This window comes from Azospirillum agricola (genome assembly GCF_020005195.1).
Classification (GTDB): Bacteria; Pseudomonadota; Alphaproteobacteria; order Azospirillales; family Azospirillaceae; genus Azospirillum; species Azospirillum agricola.
Map to the genome: position 1 here is coordinate 2,427,080 of NZ_JAIFZR010000005.1, position 15,086 is coordinate 2,442,165.

General features: G+C 70.4%; 12 protein-coding genes. 9 read left to right on the forward strand and 3 right to left on the reverse strand.

The features are described from left to right. Window positions 1-235: 235 nt before the first annotated feature. The 6 genes from JN22_RS26535 to JN22_RS26560 all read left to right on the forward strand — a co-directional run bounded on the left by JN22_RS26535 (window position 236) and on the right by JN22_RS26560 (window position 6,477). Window positions 236-958 carry a phosphoadenylyl-sulfate reductase gene (locus JN22_RS26535; protein ID WP_396021983.1) on the forward strand — a complete coding sequence of 241 codons (723 nt, stop codon included), beginning with the start codon at window positions 236-238 and terminating at the stop codon, window positions 956-958. Next, the gene (gene cysD / locus JN22_RS26540; RefSeq protein WP_085556746.1) at window positions 955-1,752 is read left to right on the forward strand and encodes a sulfate adenylyltransferase subunit CysD; all 798 of its coding nucleotides are present in this window, start codon (window positions 955-957) and stop codon (window positions 1,750-1,752) included. Before JN22_RS26535 ends, cysD begins: the two co-directional genes overlap by 4 nt. Next, window positions 1,752-3,623: an adenylyl-sulfate kinase gene (gene cysC, locus JN22_RS26545; RefSeq protein ID WP_085556747.1), complete on the forward strand. Its 1,872-nt coding sequence runs from the start codon at window positions 1,752-1,754 to the stop codon at window positions 3,621-3,623. Before cysD ends, cysC begins: the two co-directional genes overlap by 1 nt. Window positions 3,624-3,902: 279 nt before the next feature. After that, window positions 3,903-4,934: an ABC transporter substrate-binding protein gene (locus tag JN22_RS26550; protein WP_085556748.1), complete on the forward strand. Its 1,032-nt coding sequence runs from the start codon at window positions 3,903-3,905 to the stop codon at window positions 4,932-4,934. 20 nt (window positions 4,935-4,954) lie between these two features. Then, a complete protein-coding gene (locus JN22_RS26555; RefSeq protein WP_085556749.1) occupies window positions 4,955-5,707 on the forward strand; it encodes an ABC transporter permease in 753 nt (250 codons plus the stop codon). Further along, a complete protein-coding gene (locus JN22_RS26560; protein ID WP_085556750.1) occupies window positions 5,695-6,477 on the forward strand; it encodes an ABC transporter ATP-binding protein in 783 nt (260 codons plus the stop codon). The genes JN22_RS26555 and JN22_RS26560 overlap by 13 nt, the downstream gene beginning before the upstream one ends. A 36-nt stretch (window positions 6,478-6,513) precedes the next feature. On the opposite strand, the gene JN22_RS26565 is transcribed toward JN22_RS26560, so the two are convergent. The 3 genes from JN22_RS26565 to JN22_RS26575 all read right to left on the reverse strand — a co-directional run bounded on the left by JN22_RS26565 (window position 6,514) and on the right by JN22_RS26575 (window position 12,480). Beyond that, window positions 6,514-7,728, reverse strand: coding sequence for a threonine ammonia-lyase (locus JN22_RS26565; RefSeq protein WP_085556751.1), 1,215 nt, complete (start codon window positions 7,726-7,728; stop codon window positions 6,514-6,516). Between the two features lie 2 nt (window positions 7,729-7,730). Then, window positions 7,731-10,142 (reverse strand): penicillin acylase family protein, encoded by a 2,412-nt coding sequence (locus JN22_RS26570; protein ID WP_223677897.1) that lies wholly within the window; start codon window positions 10,140-10,142, stop codon window positions 7,731-7,733. 70 nt (window positions 10,143-10,212) lie between these two features. Beyond that, the gene (locus JN22_RS26575; protein ID WP_085556753.1) at window positions 10,213-12,480 is read right to left on the reverse strand and encodes a hybrid sensor histidine kinase/response regulator; all 2,268 of its coding nucleotides are present in this window, start codon (window positions 12,478-12,480) and stop codon (window positions 10,213-10,215) included. A gap of 157 nt (window positions 12,481-12,637) precedes the next feature. On the opposite strand from JN22_RS26575, the gene JN22_RS26580 reads away from it, so the two are divergent. The 3 genes from JN22_RS26580 (at window position 12,638) to JN22_RS26590 (ending at window position 15,081) form a co-directional block, all read left to right on the forward strand. Next, window positions 12,638-13,159 carry a hypothetical protein gene (locus JN22_RS26580; protein ID WP_085556754.1) on the forward strand — a complete coding sequence of 174 codons (522 nt, stop codon included), beginning with the start codon at window positions 12,638-12,640 and terminating at the stop codon, window positions 13,157-13,159. A gap of 119 nt (window positions 13,160-13,278) precedes the next feature. Next, a complete protein-coding gene (locus JN22_RS26585; RefSeq protein WP_223677898.1) occupies window positions 13,279-14,139 on the forward strand; it encodes a lytic transglycosylase domain-containing protein in 861 nt (286 codons plus the stop codon). Window positions 14,140-14,217: 78 nt separating this feature from the next. Continuing rightward, complete coding sequence (locus JN22_RS26590) at window positions 14,218-15,081, forward strand: alpha/beta fold hydrolase (protein WP_143268443.1); 864 nt, start codon at window positions 14,218-14,220, stop codon at window positions 15,079-15,081. The last annotated feature ends 5 nt before the right edge of the window (window positions 15,082-15,086 follow it).

Here is a 15,086-nt window from a genome sequence, read left to right on the forward strand (position 1 = left end):
CGCCGGCCGCCGACGCCGCCGGCGCGATGGAGGGCGTGCCAAACCACACCGGGAATTGCGGGGAAAATAAGCATGGCGGTATTTAGCCCACGCCCGACGGGACATTCAACACATTTCACACAAAGGGTACATTCCTATTAAACAAGTAGATAATGTATTTGCGTTGCACCCGAACCGGACGGGTGATAATGTGCAAATCACAGAGCCAATTCTACTTATTGAGTAGACAAAAGCCATGCCGGAAGGTTCGACGACGATGGATGCGGTGGCGCGGGTCGAGGAATTGACCGCCTTGTATGGAACGCTCGAAGGCGCGCCGTTGCTGGCGGCGGTCCATGGGGCGTTCGACGGGCGCGTCGCGCTCGTGTCGTCCTTCGGCACCGAATCCGCCGTGCTGCTGGCGCTGGCCGCCGAGGCGAAGCCGGACTTTCCGGTCGTCTTCGTCAACACCGGCAAGCTGTTTGGCGAGACGCTGCGCTACCGCGACCAGCTTGTGGAAGCGCTGGGCCTGACCGACGTGCGCGAGGTCGGTCCGACGGCCGACGATCTCGCGGCCGGCGACCCGCAGGGGATGCTGTTCGCCAAGGATTACGACGCCTGCTGCCACCTGCGCAAAACGGTGCCGCTGGACCGCGCGCTGGCGGGCCTGGACGCCTGGGTGACCGGGCGCAAGCGCTTCCAGGCTGCCACCCGCGCCGCGTTGCCGCTGTTCGAGGCGGAAGGAAACCGTGTCAAGATCAACCCCCTCGCCGCCTGGGACAAGGCGCGGCTGGAGGAGGAGTTCATCCGGCGCGACCTGCCGCGCCACCCGCTGGAGGCCGACGGGTTCCTGTCCATCGGCTGTTACACCTGCACCGAGCGCGTGGCGCCCGGCGCCGACCCGCGTTCCGGCCGTTGGGCCGGCAGCGCCAAAACCGAATGCGGCATACACATGAGCATGATTGGAACCGCCCGATGAGCGCCGATCTCGACCAGCTTGAGAACCAGAGCATCTACATCCTCCGCGAGGCCTACAACCGCATCGACAAGCTCGCCCTGCTGTGGTCGATCGGCAAGGACAGCAACGCGCTGCTCTGGCTCTGCCGCAAGGCGTTCTTCGGCCGCATTCCGTTCCCCGTGGTGCAGCTCGACACCGCCATGGAACTGCCGGAGGTCTACGAGTTCCGCGACCGCATCGCCAAGGAGTGGGACCTGAACCTCGTCGTCGAGCAGTGCCCGCCGGAAGAGGAGATGGACCAGACCCTTCCGCCGCTGACCCGCGCCGCCGCGCGCAAGACGGAAGGGCTGAAGAACCTGCTGCGCAACGACGCCTACCAGGGCGTCATGGTCGGCATCCGCCGCGACGAGCAGGCGACCCGCGCCAAGGAGCGCGTCTTCTCGCCGCGCTCGCTGGAGGGCGACTGGGACGTCAAGGACCAGCCGGCGGAGTTCTGGGACCATTACAAGACGCGCTTCCCCGAGGGCGTCCATGTCCGCATCCATCCGCTGCTGGCCTGGACCGAGCTGGACATCTGGCGCTACTCGCAGCGCGAGGGGATTCCCATCGTCCCGCTGTACTTCGCCCGCGACGGCAAGCGCTACCGCTCGCTCGGCGAGAAGAACATCACCTTCCCGGTGGATTCGACCGCCGCGACCATCGACGAGATCATCGCCGAGCTCCAGGTGACCCGCGTGCCGGAACGCGCCGGCCGCGCCATGGACAACGAATCCGAAGACAGCTTCGAGCGCCTGCGCAGCGTGGGGTACATGTAATGCCGCATTCTCAACTCCGCATCGTCATCGTCGGCCATGTCGACCATGGCAAGTCCACGCTGATCGGCCGCCTGCTGAACGACACCGGCAGCCTGCCCGACGGCAAGGTCGAGCAGGTCCAGGAGATGAGCCGCAAGCGCGGCATGCCCTTCGAATGGGCCTTCGTGATGGACGCCCTCCAGGCCGAGCGCGACCAGGGCATCACCATCGACACCACCCAGATCCACTTCAAGACGGCGCAGCGCCCCTACGTCATCATCGACGCGCCCGGCCACACCGAGTTCCTCAAGAACATGGTGACCGGCGCGTCCCAGGCCGACGCCGCGCTGCTGGTGATCGACGCCGGCGAGGGCGCCCTGGAGCAGTCGCGCCGCCACGCCTACCTGCTGCATCTGCTGGGCGTCCGTCAGGTCGCGGTGGTCATCAACAAGATGGACCGGGTGGAATTCTCGCAGGCCCGCTACGAGACCGTCGCCCACGAGATCAAGGAGTATCTGGCGGAACTCGGCCTGTTCCCCAAGGCGGTGATCCCGATCTCCGCCCGCAACGGCGACAACATCGTCGCCCGCAACACGGAGCAGGCGCGCTGGTACCTGGGGCCCACGGTGATCGAGCAGCTCGACTCCTTCCGGCCGCAGCAGACCTCGCCCGACCAGCCGCTGCGCTTCCCCTTGCAGGATGTCTACAAGCCCGACGACCGCCGCATCCTGGCCGGCCGCGTCGAGAGCGGGAGGCTGCGCGTCGGCGACACGCTGCGCTTCGCCCCGACCGGGGCCAGCGCCAAGGTGGTCAGCATCGAGGCGTGGAACCATCCGGAGACCGTGCTGTCGGCCCAGGCCGGGCAGAGCATCGGCGTCACGCTCGACAAGCGCATCTTCGCCGAGCGCGGCCACGTCGCCTACCATGAGGATTCCGCCCCGGTCCTGACCCACCGGCTGAGCGTCCGCCTGTTCTGGCTGGTGTCGGAGCCGATGCAGGTCGGCCGCACCTACACGCTGAAGATCGCCACCGCCGAGCACCGGGTGACGGTGGAGCAGGTGACGGCGGTCATCAACGTCGAGGATCTGACCAGCACCCCCGGCAAGGCGGTGCACCGCAACGAGGTGGCGGAGGTCGTGCTGCGCTCCCGCTCGCCGATCGCGGTGGATCTGGCGGCGGAGCTGCCGCGCACCGGGCGCGGCGTGCTGCTCGACGGCCACGATGTCGTCGGCGGCTGCCTCGTGGTCGAGGCCGAGGATTCGGCGACGGCCAACATCACCGAGGTGTCGCACACCGTCTCGGCCGAGGAGCGTTCGGCGGCCAACGGCCACAGGGGCGGCATCCTGTGGCTGACCGGCCTGTCGGGCGCCGGCAAGTCGACGCTGGCCATGGCGTTGGAGCGCGCGCTGTTCGACCGCGGCTGGCAGACCTTCGTGCTGGACGGCGACAACGTCCGCAACGGGCTGAACGCCGGCCTGGGCTTCTCGCCCGACGACCGGGCCGAGAACATCCGCCGCGTCGCCGAGACGGCCAAGCTGTTCGCCGACGCCGGGATGGTGGTCATCGCCTCGCTGATCTCGCCGCTGCGCGACGACCGGGCGCGGGCGCGGGTGATCGGCGGCGACCGCTTCCACGAGGTGCATGTCGCCGCCGATCTGGCGACCTGCGAGGAGCGCGACCCGAAGGGCCTCTACAAGAAGGCGCGGGCCGGCGAGATCGCCGAGTTCACCGGCGTCTCGGCGCCCTACGAGGCGCCCGAGCAGCCGGAACTGGTGATCGACACCGCCGCTCTGAGCCGCAGCGAGGCGCTCGCCCATCTCCTCGACTACGTCGACGAGACGCTGGGCAAGGCCAGCCTGCGGACCGGCAAGGAGTTGACCTACGTGATCTGAGGCGACCGAGCCCGTTCAAATGATAAGCCCTTCTCCCCTTGCGGGAGAAGGGTTGGGATGAGGGGTGTTCCGCCGCAGGCGGAAGATTTGCTCGCCCCCTCACCCCAACTCCTCTCCCTCAGGGAGAGGGGCTTACGGGCGTGCCGAAGTGGATGCACACAGAAACAACTTGTAAATCTCGTTAAATCTCCAATTCCCTTCGATCCTTCTGTTGAAATCGATCTTCCTTCATCCGGTTTTCGTGCTAAACAGCAGCAGAACCCTTTCGAGGAAGATCCGATGCCCAGCTTGACCCGCCGTGCCGCCATCGCCGCGATGGCCGCTTTCGCGTCCCTCTCGACCCTCGCGCCCGGCGCCGTGCGCGCCGCCGATCCGGTGAAGCTCGAAATCGGTTACATCCCGATCCTCGCCGCCGCCCCGCTGTTCCTCATCGACGGCCAGGGCTGGGCCAAGGATGCCGGCATCGCCCTGAAGCTGACCCGCTTCGAATCCGGGCCGCACGCCATCCAGGCGCTGGCCGCCGGCCAGATCGACCTGCTCTACGCCGGCGTCGCCCCGGTGCTGGTCGCCCGCACCAAGGGCGTCGATGTCTCGGTCATCGCCAACTCGGCGGTCGAGGAGATGGTCGTCGCCGCGCGCGGTCCCTTCGCCAAGTCGGTGGGCGCCACCCCGACCGCCGAGTCCTTCAAGAAGTTCGCCGCCGACACCGGCCGCAAGGCCAAGATCGGCACCCAGCCGCCGGGCTCGGTCCCCGACACGGTGCTGAAGCACTGGCTGTTCAAGGTCGTGAAGGTCGATCCCGCCGACGTCGAGCTGGTGCCGATGGGAATCGAGAAGACCCAGCAGGCGCTGCTGGCCGGCGCGCTCGACGCCGCGACCATCCGCGAGCCGACGGTCACCGTCACCCAGCAGATGGACCGGAACGTCGTGCTGCTGGCGACCGGCGCCCAGATGTTCCCGGACCAGCCCGGCACCGTGGTGTCGGCGCGCGGCGAGGTGCTGAAGAAGAACCCCGAGGCCATCGGCGCCCTGGTCAAGGCGCATCTGCGCGCCGTCGATCAGATCGCCAAGGATCCGGCCGGCTCCGCGAAGGTCGTCAACGAGTATCTCGGCAAGGGCCTGCTGGAGCCGGCGACGCTGGAGGCCGCCTTCCGGGGGCCGGGCTCCAAGTTCGTCGCCGATCCGCACGGCGTGGTTCCGGCGGTCGAGAAGATGATGAACTACGCCAAGGAGATCGGCTCGGCCGAGGGCGTCATTCCGGTGGCGGAAGCCTTCGATTTCCGCTTCTATGACGCCGCCGTGGCCAAGTAAGCACAACAGCAAGACGTTCGATGAAGACCCGCACCTCACTCGCCCTGTCGGCGCTCGGCGTCGTCGCCTTCCTCCTGCTGTGGGAGGCGGTGGCGCAGAGCGGCATCGTCCCCGCCCGCCTGATCCCGTCGCCCAGCGCCGTCCCCGCCGCCTTCCTCTCCGAGTTCCGCAGCGGGACCTGGCAGGCGATGGTGCTGGCCAGCCTGTCGCACTATCTGGTCGGGCTGTCGCTGGGGGCGTTCCTCGGCGTGTCCTTCGGGACGGCGGCGGCGCTGTGGGGGCGGTGGGACGCCTTCCAGGCCTGGGTCGTGCGCATGCTGCGCCCGATCCCGGCCATCGCCTGGATCCCCTTCGCCATCATCTGGTTCGGCGTCAGCGAGGGGGCGGCCTCCTTCCTGATCGCGCTGACGGTCTTCTGGATCAACTACTACGCCAGCTACGCCGCCGTGCGCGGGGTGGACAAGGACCTGATCGAGCTGGGCCACGCCTTCGGCCAGGGCGGGCTCGTCCCGCGCCTGTTCAAGATCGTGCTGCCGGGTGCTTTGCCGGGCATCCTGTCCGGCCTGCGGGCCGGGCTGGGGCAGGGCTGGATGACCGTCGTCGCGGCCGAGCTGTTCGGCATCTCGGGCCTCGGCATGCGGATGATGGAGGCGTCGGGCCTGCTGGCGACCCACATCGTCGTTCTCTACATGGTGACCATCGCGCTGCTCTACGGCGTGTCGGACTTCCTGTTCATGCAAGTGCAGTCGCGGGTTCTCTCATGGCAACGGTAAACGGGGCGCCGGCCAACGGCGCGGTATCAAGCGGCGCGGCGGTGATCGACCTCAAGAACGTCTCCATCGGCTACGGGGCCGACACGCCGCCGGTGCTGGTGGACGTCGACCTGACGGTGGAGCGCGGCAGCTTCGTCGCCATCGTCGGGCCGTCGGGGGTCGGAAAATCGACCCTGCTGCGCGTCGTCGCCGGCCTGCACAAGGCGCGCACCGGCGGCGTCACCATCCACCAGGACCCGCGCCCGGCCCACCGCCCGGTCGGGCTGGTCTTCCAGGACGCCCGGCTGCTGCCCTGGCGCCGGGTGGTGAAGAACGTCCAGCTCGGGCTGGAGGGGCTGCCGGTCAGCCGCGCCGAGCGGCTGCGCCGGGCCGAGGAGGCGCTGAAGCTGGTGCGTCTCGACGGCTACGCCCGCCGCTGGCCCTACGAGCTGTCGGGCGGCCAGCGCCAGCGCGTCGGCATTGCCCGCGCGATGGCGGTCGATCCCGACATCCTGCTGATGGACGAGCCGTTCGGCGCGCTCGACGCCATCACCCGCAACAACCTCCAGGACGAGCTGCGGCGGATCCACCGGGAGACCGGCAAGACGATCCTGTTCGTGACCCACGACCTTGAGGAGGCGGTGCATCTGGCCGACCGCATCATCGTGCTGGGCGGCACCCCGGCGCGGGTGGTCCGCGACGTGCGCAACAACGCCGGCCGCGACGGCGCGGTGTTCCGCGAGCAGGTCGAGCAGCTCCGGCTGGAGATCGCCGACAACTACAGCATTTGAGGGGGTGCCCCCTCTTCCGTCCCGGAAGAGGGCGTTCTACGAGACGTTGGTCATCAGCGCGGTCGGGTAGCCGGCCTCCGTCATCCGCGCGATCAGCGCCTGCACATGCGTCTGGTCGCGGGTTTCCAGCACGACATCCACCTCGGCCATCTTCACCGGCACGTTGTGGAACAGCCGCTGGTGATAGACCTCGACGATGTTGGCCCCGGCCTCGCCGAGCAGGCGGGTGACGCGGGCCAGCGCGCCGGGGGCGTCCGTGATGCCGATGCGCAGCCGGACGATCCGCCCCTCATAGACCAGACCGCGCATCAGGACCTGCGCCAGGATGCGGGAATCGATGTTGCCGCCCGACACGACGATCCCGACGTTGCGGCCCTTGAACGCTTCCGGGTCGTTCAGCACCGCCGCCAGCGCCGCCGCGCCGGCCCCCTCGGCGACCAGCTTCTGCATGGTGGACAGGCGGTAGACCGCCTCCTCCAGCCGCGTCTCGTCGACCTCGACCACCTCATCGACCAGCGCGCGGACGATCGGCAGGGTCAGCCCGCCGGGCGCCTTCACCGCGATGCCCTCGGCGATGGTGGCGCCGCCGCAGGCCACCGGCTGGCCGGCCAGCGCCTGCCGCATCGCCGGGTAGAGGCTGCACTGGACGCCGACCACGCGGATCCCCGGCTTCAGCGCCTTGGCCGCCGTCGCCATGCCGGCGATCAGCCCGCCGCCGCCGATGGGCACCACCAGCGTGTCGAGGTCGGGCACCGCGTCGAGGAACTCCAGCGCCGCCGTGCCCTGGCCGGCGGCGACGAAGGGGTCGTCGTAGGGGTGGACGAAGGTCAGCCCCTCGCGCGCCGCCAGATCATGGGCGAAGGCCGCCGCGTCGCTCAGCGTGTCGCCGTGCAGCTCCACCTTGGCGCCCAGGCTCTCCGTCCGCTCCACCTTGGTGAAGGGGGTGAAGCTGGGCATGACGATGGTCGAGCGGATGCCGAGCCTTGTCGCGTGACAAGCCACCGCCTGCGCGTGGTTGCCGGCCGACATGGCGATGACGCCGGCCCGCCGCTCCGCCTCGCCGAGCGACAGCAGCTTGTTGAGCGCGCCGCGCTCCTTGAAGGAGCCGGTGGCGTGCTGGCTCTCCAGCTTCAGGTGCAGCCGGCAGCCCGCCATGTCCCCCAGGCGGGGCGCCGGCACGGCCGGAGTGGATGACAGATGTCCCGCGATGCGCGCCGCCGCGGCGCGCACGTCCTCCAGCGTTATCGTCATGGTCAGTTCGTCCCGGTGTTGCGTGGTGTGAGTGTCAGCACCTCCGCCCCTGCCGTGGTCAGCGTGCCACGGTCGCCGGACAGACGCAACGAGCCGCCGTCGCGCCACATCGACACCAGATCGCCCCAATGGGCCGAGAAGGGGTTGCCCGACTGGCCGGTCGCGATGACGAACCGGGAATTGTCGAGGTCGGCCAGATCATACACCCCGCGATACCCCGCGCCATGGACATGGGCGAAGGGCGCGGCCGCGTCGCGGATCCGCGTGGTCCCCCGGTTGACGGTGAAGAAGCCGCCGTCGGTCTCGACCGACAGGTCGCTCATCCCGCCGAGCAGCGGGATGCGGTCGAGCATCCGGTGCTTCAGCGCCACCTTGTGCTCGTCGCCCCAGCGCCAGTTCGCCACCGTCGAGCCGTGGCGCTTCTCCAGCATGGTCAGCGCGTCGCTCAGAGCGCTGGCGATGGCGTCGGCGCAGCTCTCGGTCGCCGAGGTGGCGACGTCGTCGCACCATTGCGGCCGTTCCTTCAGCACCCGCATCAGGGCGGCCGGCCGCAGCTCCCAATAGACCGCGAAGTCGGGGCCGAGCTCGTCGGCGAAGACGGTGCGGACCAGGGCGCGCAGCCACGCCTCGAAGATCAGCGGTTCCGGCCGGTCGCGCGCCATCGTGCCGTCCCAGCCCTTCAGCAGGGCCACCGCGTCGGCCGCCATGCCGCGCGGCACCGGGTATTTCAGCAGCTCCGGCAGCAGCTCGCGGGCGGGCAGGGAAACGACGTCCATCTGCTGGCGCGCCACGTCCTCGACCGAATGGCGGCCGGTGCCCAGCATCTCGACGATGCGCTTGGCCCGCGACGGATCCGGCCATTCGGTGGCGATGCGGTAGGGATAGTCGGCGCCGACGATGGCGTTGTTGGCGTTGACGAACTGGCCCGACGGCGGGTTGACCGCCTGCGGCAGCGCGTAATAGGGCAGGAAGCCGGTCCAGTCATACTCGCCGGTCCAGCCCGGAACCGGCACCCGCCCGTCGCCCTTGCGGCGGATCGGCACCCGGCCGGGGGAGATCAGCCCGACCTCGCCCGTCTGGTCGGCGTAGACGATGTTCTGCTGCGGCGAGACGTGCAGGCGCAGCGCCTCGCGCACCGCCTCGGCGTCCCCGGCGTGGTTCAGGCGGTAGAGCGCCTCGGCCGAGCTGTCGTCGGCGGCCAGACCGGGGAAGGAGAGGGCGAGGACATGGCCGGCGGGCGCCGTGCCGTCGGCCTCCAGGTCGGAGATCACCGGGCCGTGCCGGGTCTCGCGCACAGTCAGCGTCTCGTCGGGCCGGCCGGCGACGCGGATGGTCTCCTTGCGGCTCTCGAAGGGCTGGCTGCCGTCGGGGGTGGCGTAGCGGGCGGGATCCTGCGGGTCGATCCTCTCGACGAAGAGGTCCTGCGTGTCGCTGTGGGTGGTGGTGAAGCCCCAGGCGACCTTGCCGTTGTGCCCGAGGATGTGCAGCGGCACGCCGGGCACGGTGGCCCCGGCGATGCTGTGCTCCGGCGTGACGATGCGGGCGAGGTACCAGAGGATCGGCGCGTCGAGCCCGAGATGCGGATCGTTGGCGATGATCGGCTTGCCGGTGCTGGTGCGGGCGCCGGTCAGCGCCCATTCGTTCGACGCGGTGTCGAAGCCGAGCGTCGGCAGCGCCGCGAGGGTCCGTTGCAGCAGCGGCCCGAGGTCGCGCTGGCCGCGCAGTTCGGTCGCCAGCGTCACCGGCGAGCCGGGCGGATCGGGCGGGAACAGGTCGTCGACCTGCTGCGGCGTCAGCCGCTCCAGCACGCGGGCGCGGAACAGCTCGTCGCGGTGGTTGGCCGAGAGCTGCAACGCCATCAGCTTGGCCCAGACCAGGCTGTCGGCCGGCGTCCACGGCTCCGGCGTGTGGCGGAGAAGCTGGAACTCGATGGGCAGCGCCTCCCGCCGGGTGGCGAGGTAGCCGTTGACCCCCTCGGCGTAGGCGTCGAACGCCGCGCGCGCCGGCGGGGAGAGGGTGGCGGCCATCGCCTCGGCGGAGCGGCGGACGCCCAGCGTCCGCATCATGCGGTCGTTGCGCAGCGCGAAGTCGCCGAAGCGGGTGCCGACCAGCCCGGCCAGCCGGCCCGACCCGGCGAGCCTCATCGTCTCCATCTGCCACAGCCGGTCCTGGGCGTGGGCGTAGCCGAGGGCGCGGTAGGCGTCGCGCTCGCTCGTCGCGAAGATGTGCGGCACGCCGTGGGAATCGCGGATGATCTCGGTCGCCGCGCCCAGGCCGGGAAGGGAGACGCTGCCGCCGGTCTGCGGCTGCTGGGCGCGCATCCACAGGAAGGCGCCTCCCAGGGCCAGCGGCGGCAGGAGGACCAGGACCCCCGCCGCGACGGCGATGCGGGTCAGCAGGGGTTTGCGCAGCATTGCGGCTCGCAGTTCAGGAATCGACGGCATGGGACTGCAACACGGGGGGAGGGGGCGGAGAGCCGCAGCTTTACGCCGCCGAGGCCAGAATGTCGCGCAGGATCGACGGCGACACCGGCTTGTGCAGCAGCCGGTGGCCGCTGCGCTGCACCTCGGCGATGCGGGCCGGGTCGGTGTCGCCGGTCAGCACCACGGCGGGCACGCGCACGCCGCACACCCCGTAGATGTCGCGGATCGCCTGGACGCCGGTCCGCCCCTCGCGCAGGCGGTAGTCGGCGACGATCATCGCCGGGCGCTGGCCGAGGTTCAGCAGCGTGTCGATCGCCTCGTCGGCGGACACGGCGGCGACCACGTCGTAGCCCCACTCCTCCAGCATGGCGCGCATGCTGAGCAGGATGATGCTGTCGTCCTCGACGACGACGATCAGCCCCTTGCCGCGCGGGCGGTCGACGGGCGCGCGGGCCGGCTTCGGCACGGCGCGCGGCGTCACCGCCGGCACCTCCAGCAGGAAGGCGCTGCCGCGTCCGGGCTCCGAGTGGACCGTCATCCCATGGTCGAGCAGACCGGCCAGCCGCTTGACGATCGCCAGCCCGAGGCCGAGCCCCTTGCGGCGGTCGCGCTCCGGGTTGGCGAGCTGCGTGAACTCCTGGAAGATGTCCTGGAACTTGTCGGCCGGAATGCCGATGCCCTGGTCGAACACCCCCAGCCGCAGCCGGCCGTCGCGGTGCAGGCAGCCGAGCAGGATGCCGCCGCTCTCCGAATAGCGGATGGCGTTCTCGATCAGGTTGCGCAGGATGCGCTCCATCAGGGCCGGGTCGCTGCTGGTCCAACTGCTGGTCGGCACGTAGCGCAGCTCCAGCCCGGCCTCCAGGGCGCGGACCCGGTATTCCTCGGCCAGCCGGGCCATCAGGGGGGCGAGCGCGAACTCGGTGACGTTCGGCTTCACCACCCCGGCGTCGAGCTTCGACACGTCGAGCAGGCTGTCCAGCATCACCCGCAGCCCGTTCAGCGATTCGCTCATGCTCGCCAGCAGCGGCGCGGTCGGGTGGCCCTCCAGCTTGTCGGACAGGGCGTGGGCGAAGAAGAACAGCGATTGCAGCGGCTGGCGCAGGTCGTGGCTGGCGGCGGCGAGGAACTTGGTCTTGGCGCGGTCGGCGCGCTCGGCGGCGCCCTGGGCGCTCAGCGCCTCCTCCCGCGCCGCCTCCGCCTCGTCGCGGGCGCGCAGGATGGCGACCTCGGCCGCCTTGCGGGCGGTGATGTCGCGCATGATGCCGGTGAACAGCCGCCGCTTGCCCGCCCGCCATTCGGCGACCGACAGGTCGAGCGGGAAGGTGCTGCCGTCCTTGCGCCGCCCCTCCACCTCGCGGCCGATGCCGATGATCCGGCGCTCCTCGGTGCGGCGGTAGCGGGCGAGGTAGCCGTCATGGGCGGACTGGTGCGGCTCCGGCATCAGCATGGAGATGTTGCGGCCGATCGTCTCGGCGGCGGTGTAGCCGAAGGTCCGTTCGGCGGCCGGGTTGTAGGATTCGATGACGCCGCGCTCGTCGATCACCACGATGGGATCGACGGCGGTGTCGACGATGGCGCGGTAGCGGGCGTCCTGCTCCGCCGTCCGTTCGTCGTGGATGCGGCGGTCGAGCAGCGACGAGACCAGCGCCAGCGCCAGCAGCACCAGCGTGCCCAGCCCGGTCATCGTCGCCAGCAGCGGCGAGGAGAGCGAGGGCATCCCGCCATGCACCGTCCCATGGGCGCCGATGCCGGGCTCCATGCCGGCGGCGGCCATGCCGGTGTAGTGCATCGCCACCACCGCCAGCCCGAGCAGGACGGCGCCGGCGGCGCGCTGAAGCGGCCGGGTGGTGCGGAAGGCGAGCCAGAGCGCCACCGTCGACGCCACGATGGCGATGGCGACCGAAGCCGCGACAAGACCCGCGTCGTAGGACAAGCGACCCTCCATGCGCAGACCGGCCATGCCCACATAATGCATGGCGACGATCCCGAGGCCGGTGATGCCGCCGGCGATCGGCAAGGTGAGGCGGTGGAACCGCCGATGCGCCGCGGTGAACAGCCCGACCCCCGACATCGCCACGGCGATCAGGAAGGACAGGGCGGTCAGCCCGGCGTCGTAGCCGACCGGCTGGTCCATCCGGTAGGCCAGCATGCCGACGAAATGCATCGACCAGATTCCGGCGCCCAGCGCCAGGGCGGCCCCGCCCAGCCAGGATGCCTCTGTCCGCCCCGCGCCCTGCGCGTGGTGGGCGAGATCCAGCGCCACGTAAGCGCCGAAGACGGCGATCACGTAGGACAGGGCGACGAGGAGCGGATCGTAATGGCCGGGCAAGGGAGTTACGTCGCCATGCTGCAAGGGTTGCACTGGACGGGGAAGAGTTCCCGCCCCCGTATGGACAATTTGGGCGAGCGTGCCACCCCCACCAACCCAACGAAAGGCCTTCCTTCGTGGTAGAAAACGTTCTAGGCCATCCGTACGGGTATGACCAATGAGCAGGATCTCCCTCCGTATCCGGGCCGTCGCCGCGCGCGCCCTGCGGCCGTTGGTCACGGCGCTGGCCCTGCTTTATTTTCTGATCGACGCGCTGGTCTATTGGGTGGTGAAGCCCTTCGCCCGATGGGTCGGGCGGCTGCCGGTCTTCGCGCGGTTCGCGCTGTGGGTCGGCGGGCTGGGGCGCTACCCGTCGCTGGCGCTGGTCCTGGTGCCGCTGGCGTTGCTGGAGCCGGCCAAGCCGGCCGCCGCCTGGTTGCTCGCCACCGGGCGCCCGCTGAGCGGGATTCTGGTGCTGGCCGGGGCGGAGCTGGTCAAGATCACGCTGGTCGAGCGGCTGTTCCATCTGACGCGTCCCAAGCTGATGACGATCCCCTGGTTCGCCTGGCTGTTCCTGCGCGCGGTCCGCTGGCTCGACTGGCTGAAGTCGCTGCCGCCCTGGCGGGCCGCCCGGCGCGCCGCGAAACGGATCGGCGAGGCGGCGCGGCGCCTCGCGGCGGCGCTGCGCGGGGCGGGGTAGGGACAAGAGTCGGTGCAACCCTGCCCCGACCTTGCCGAGTCGGGCCGGCGACCCCATACTTGCCCGGCGCCCCCCGTGCCTGTCGGGCGTGTGCCTGTGCGGATTCGGAGGATGAAGGGTTGAACGGTCGCGTCGTCTCGGTGGTGCTGGCCGGGCTTCTCGCCTTGGCGGCGCCCGCAGCCCTGGCGGCCGACAAGCCCGCGTCATCCGTGGCGGAACTCGCCGCGCCGGCCCGGCCGTCGTCCCTGCCCAAGCGCTCGACCGATTGCGAGGCGGCGGAGCAGGGCAACGCCGACGCCGCCTTCCGGCTGGCCCGCCGCTACCTGTTCGGGGTCGGCGTGACCAAGAACCGCCGGCTCGGCACCGCGTGGCTGCGCGCGGCGGCCTCGCTCGGGCATGGCGAGGCGCGGCGTCTCGCCAACTACGTCCCCGGCCGCATGGGCCGCATCCGCCCCTGGTGCCGGCCCGGCGCCGGCCCGGTGCGCGAACCGTCGGCGCCGCCGGCCGAGATCGTCCGGCTGGTCAACGCCATCGCCCCCAGGCATGGCGTCGATCCGGCGCTGGTGCTGGCGGTGATCCAGGCGGAGAGCGCCTTCCGCACCGACGCGGTGTCGCCCAAGGAGGCCGCCGGGCTGATGCAGCTCATCCCCGACACCGCCGACCGCTTCGGCGTCGACAATGTTTTCGACCCGGCGCAGAACATCACCGGCGGGGTGCGCTACCTGCGCTGGCTGCTGAGCTACTTCCAGGGCGACGTGACGCTGGCGCTCGCCGGCTACAACGCCGGGGAACGGGCGGTCGACCGCTTCAAGGGCGTGCCGCCCTACGAGGAGACCCGCAACTACGTCCGCATCATCCGCCGGGTCTACGGCGCCGAGCGCCACCCCTTCGACGACCGCGCGGCCGATCCCTCGCCGCTGTTCGCCGCCGGCGCGGCTGCGGAGTTGCCACGCCCCGCCAAATCGCCGAAAAAGGGCTGAGAGCCGAACGTCCCCGGCCCGACACCCCAAGCCGAACACCCCAAGCCGAACACCCGGATCATCAGGAGACCCCGCCCCGTGCCGATGTCCGAACGCAGCTTCCTTGGCCTCAGCGCCGCCGGGTTCCATCGGGTGGCCTACACGCAATGGGGGCGCGACGACGCGGCGCGCACCGTGGTCTGCGTCCATGGCCTGACCCGCAACGGGCGCGATTTCGACCATCTGGCCCTGGCGCTGGCCGACCGCCGCCGGGTCGCCTGCCCGGACGTGGTGGGGCGCGGGCGCAGCGGCTGGCTGCCGGTCCCGTCGCTTTACGGCTACCCGCAATATTGCGCCGACATGGCCGGCCTGATCGCCCGGCTGGGGGTGGAGGAGGTCGATTGGGTCGGCACCTCGATGGGCGGGCTGATCGGCATGACGCTGGCCGCCCAGCCGAACAGCCCGATCCGCCGGCTGGTCATCAACGACGTCGGCCCCTTCATCGCCAAGGCCGGGCTCCAGCGCATCGCCGACTATGTGGGCAAGGATCCGGTGTTCGAGGATCTGCCGGCCGTCGAATCCTACCTGCGCTTCGTCCTGATGGGGTTCGGCCGGCTGTCGGACGCCTGCTGGCGCCACATGGCGGAGCACAGCGCGCGCCGCCGCCCGGACGGCCGCTACGGCCTCGCCTACGACCCCGGCATCGCCGAGGCGTTCAAGAACCAGCCGATGAACGACGTCGATCTCTGGGCGCTGTGGGACCGCATCCAATGCCCGGTGCTGGTGCTGCGCGGCGCCGATTCCGACCTTCTGACCGCCGGGACCGCCGAGGAGATGACCCGGCGCGGTCCCGGCGCCGGGCCGGGCGTGCGCGTGGTCGAGTTCGCCCACACCGGCCACGCGCCGGCGCTGATGAGCGAGGACCAGATCGCCGTCGTCCGCGACTTCCTTCTCGACGCGTAGGGCGG

Bases quoted from the DNA above. Each gene is read 5' to 3' on its own strand.
- cysC (WP_085556747.1), top strand. From the start codon at position 1,752: ATGCCGCATTCTCAACTCCGCATCGTCATCGTCGGCCATGTCGACCAT.
- JN22_RS26550 (WP_085556748.1), top strand. From the start codon at position 3,903: ATGCCCAGCTTGACCCGCCGTGCCGCCATCGCCGCGATGGCCGCTTTC.
- JN22_RS26555 (WP_085556749.1), top strand. From the start codon at position 4,955: ATGAAGACCCGCACCTCACTCGCCCTGTCGGCGCTCGGCGTCGTCGCC.
- JN22_RS26535 (WP_396021983.1), top strand. From the start codon at position 236: ATGCCGGAAGGTTCGACGACGATGGATGCGGTGGCGCGGGTCGAGGAA.
- JN22_RS26580 (WP_085556754.1), top strand. From the start codon at position 12,638: ATGAGCAGGATCTCCCTCCGTATCCGGGCCGTCGCCGCGCGCGCCCTG.
- JN22_RS26560 (WP_085556750.1), top strand. From the start codon at position 5,695: ATGGCAACGGTAAACGGGGCGCCGGCCAACGGCGCGGTATCAAGCGGC.
- JN22_RS26565 (WP_085556751.1), bottom strand. From the start codon at position 7,728: ATGACGATAACGCTGGAGGACGTGCGCGCCGCGGCGGCGCGCATCGCG.
- cysD (WP_085556746.1), top strand. From the start codon at position 955: ATGAGCGCCGATCTCGACCAGCTTGAGAACCAGAGCATCTACATCCTC.
- JN22_RS26570 (WP_223677897.1), bottom strand. From the start codon at position 10,142: ATGCTGCGCAAACCCCTGCTGACCCGCATCGCCGTCGCGGCGGGGGTC.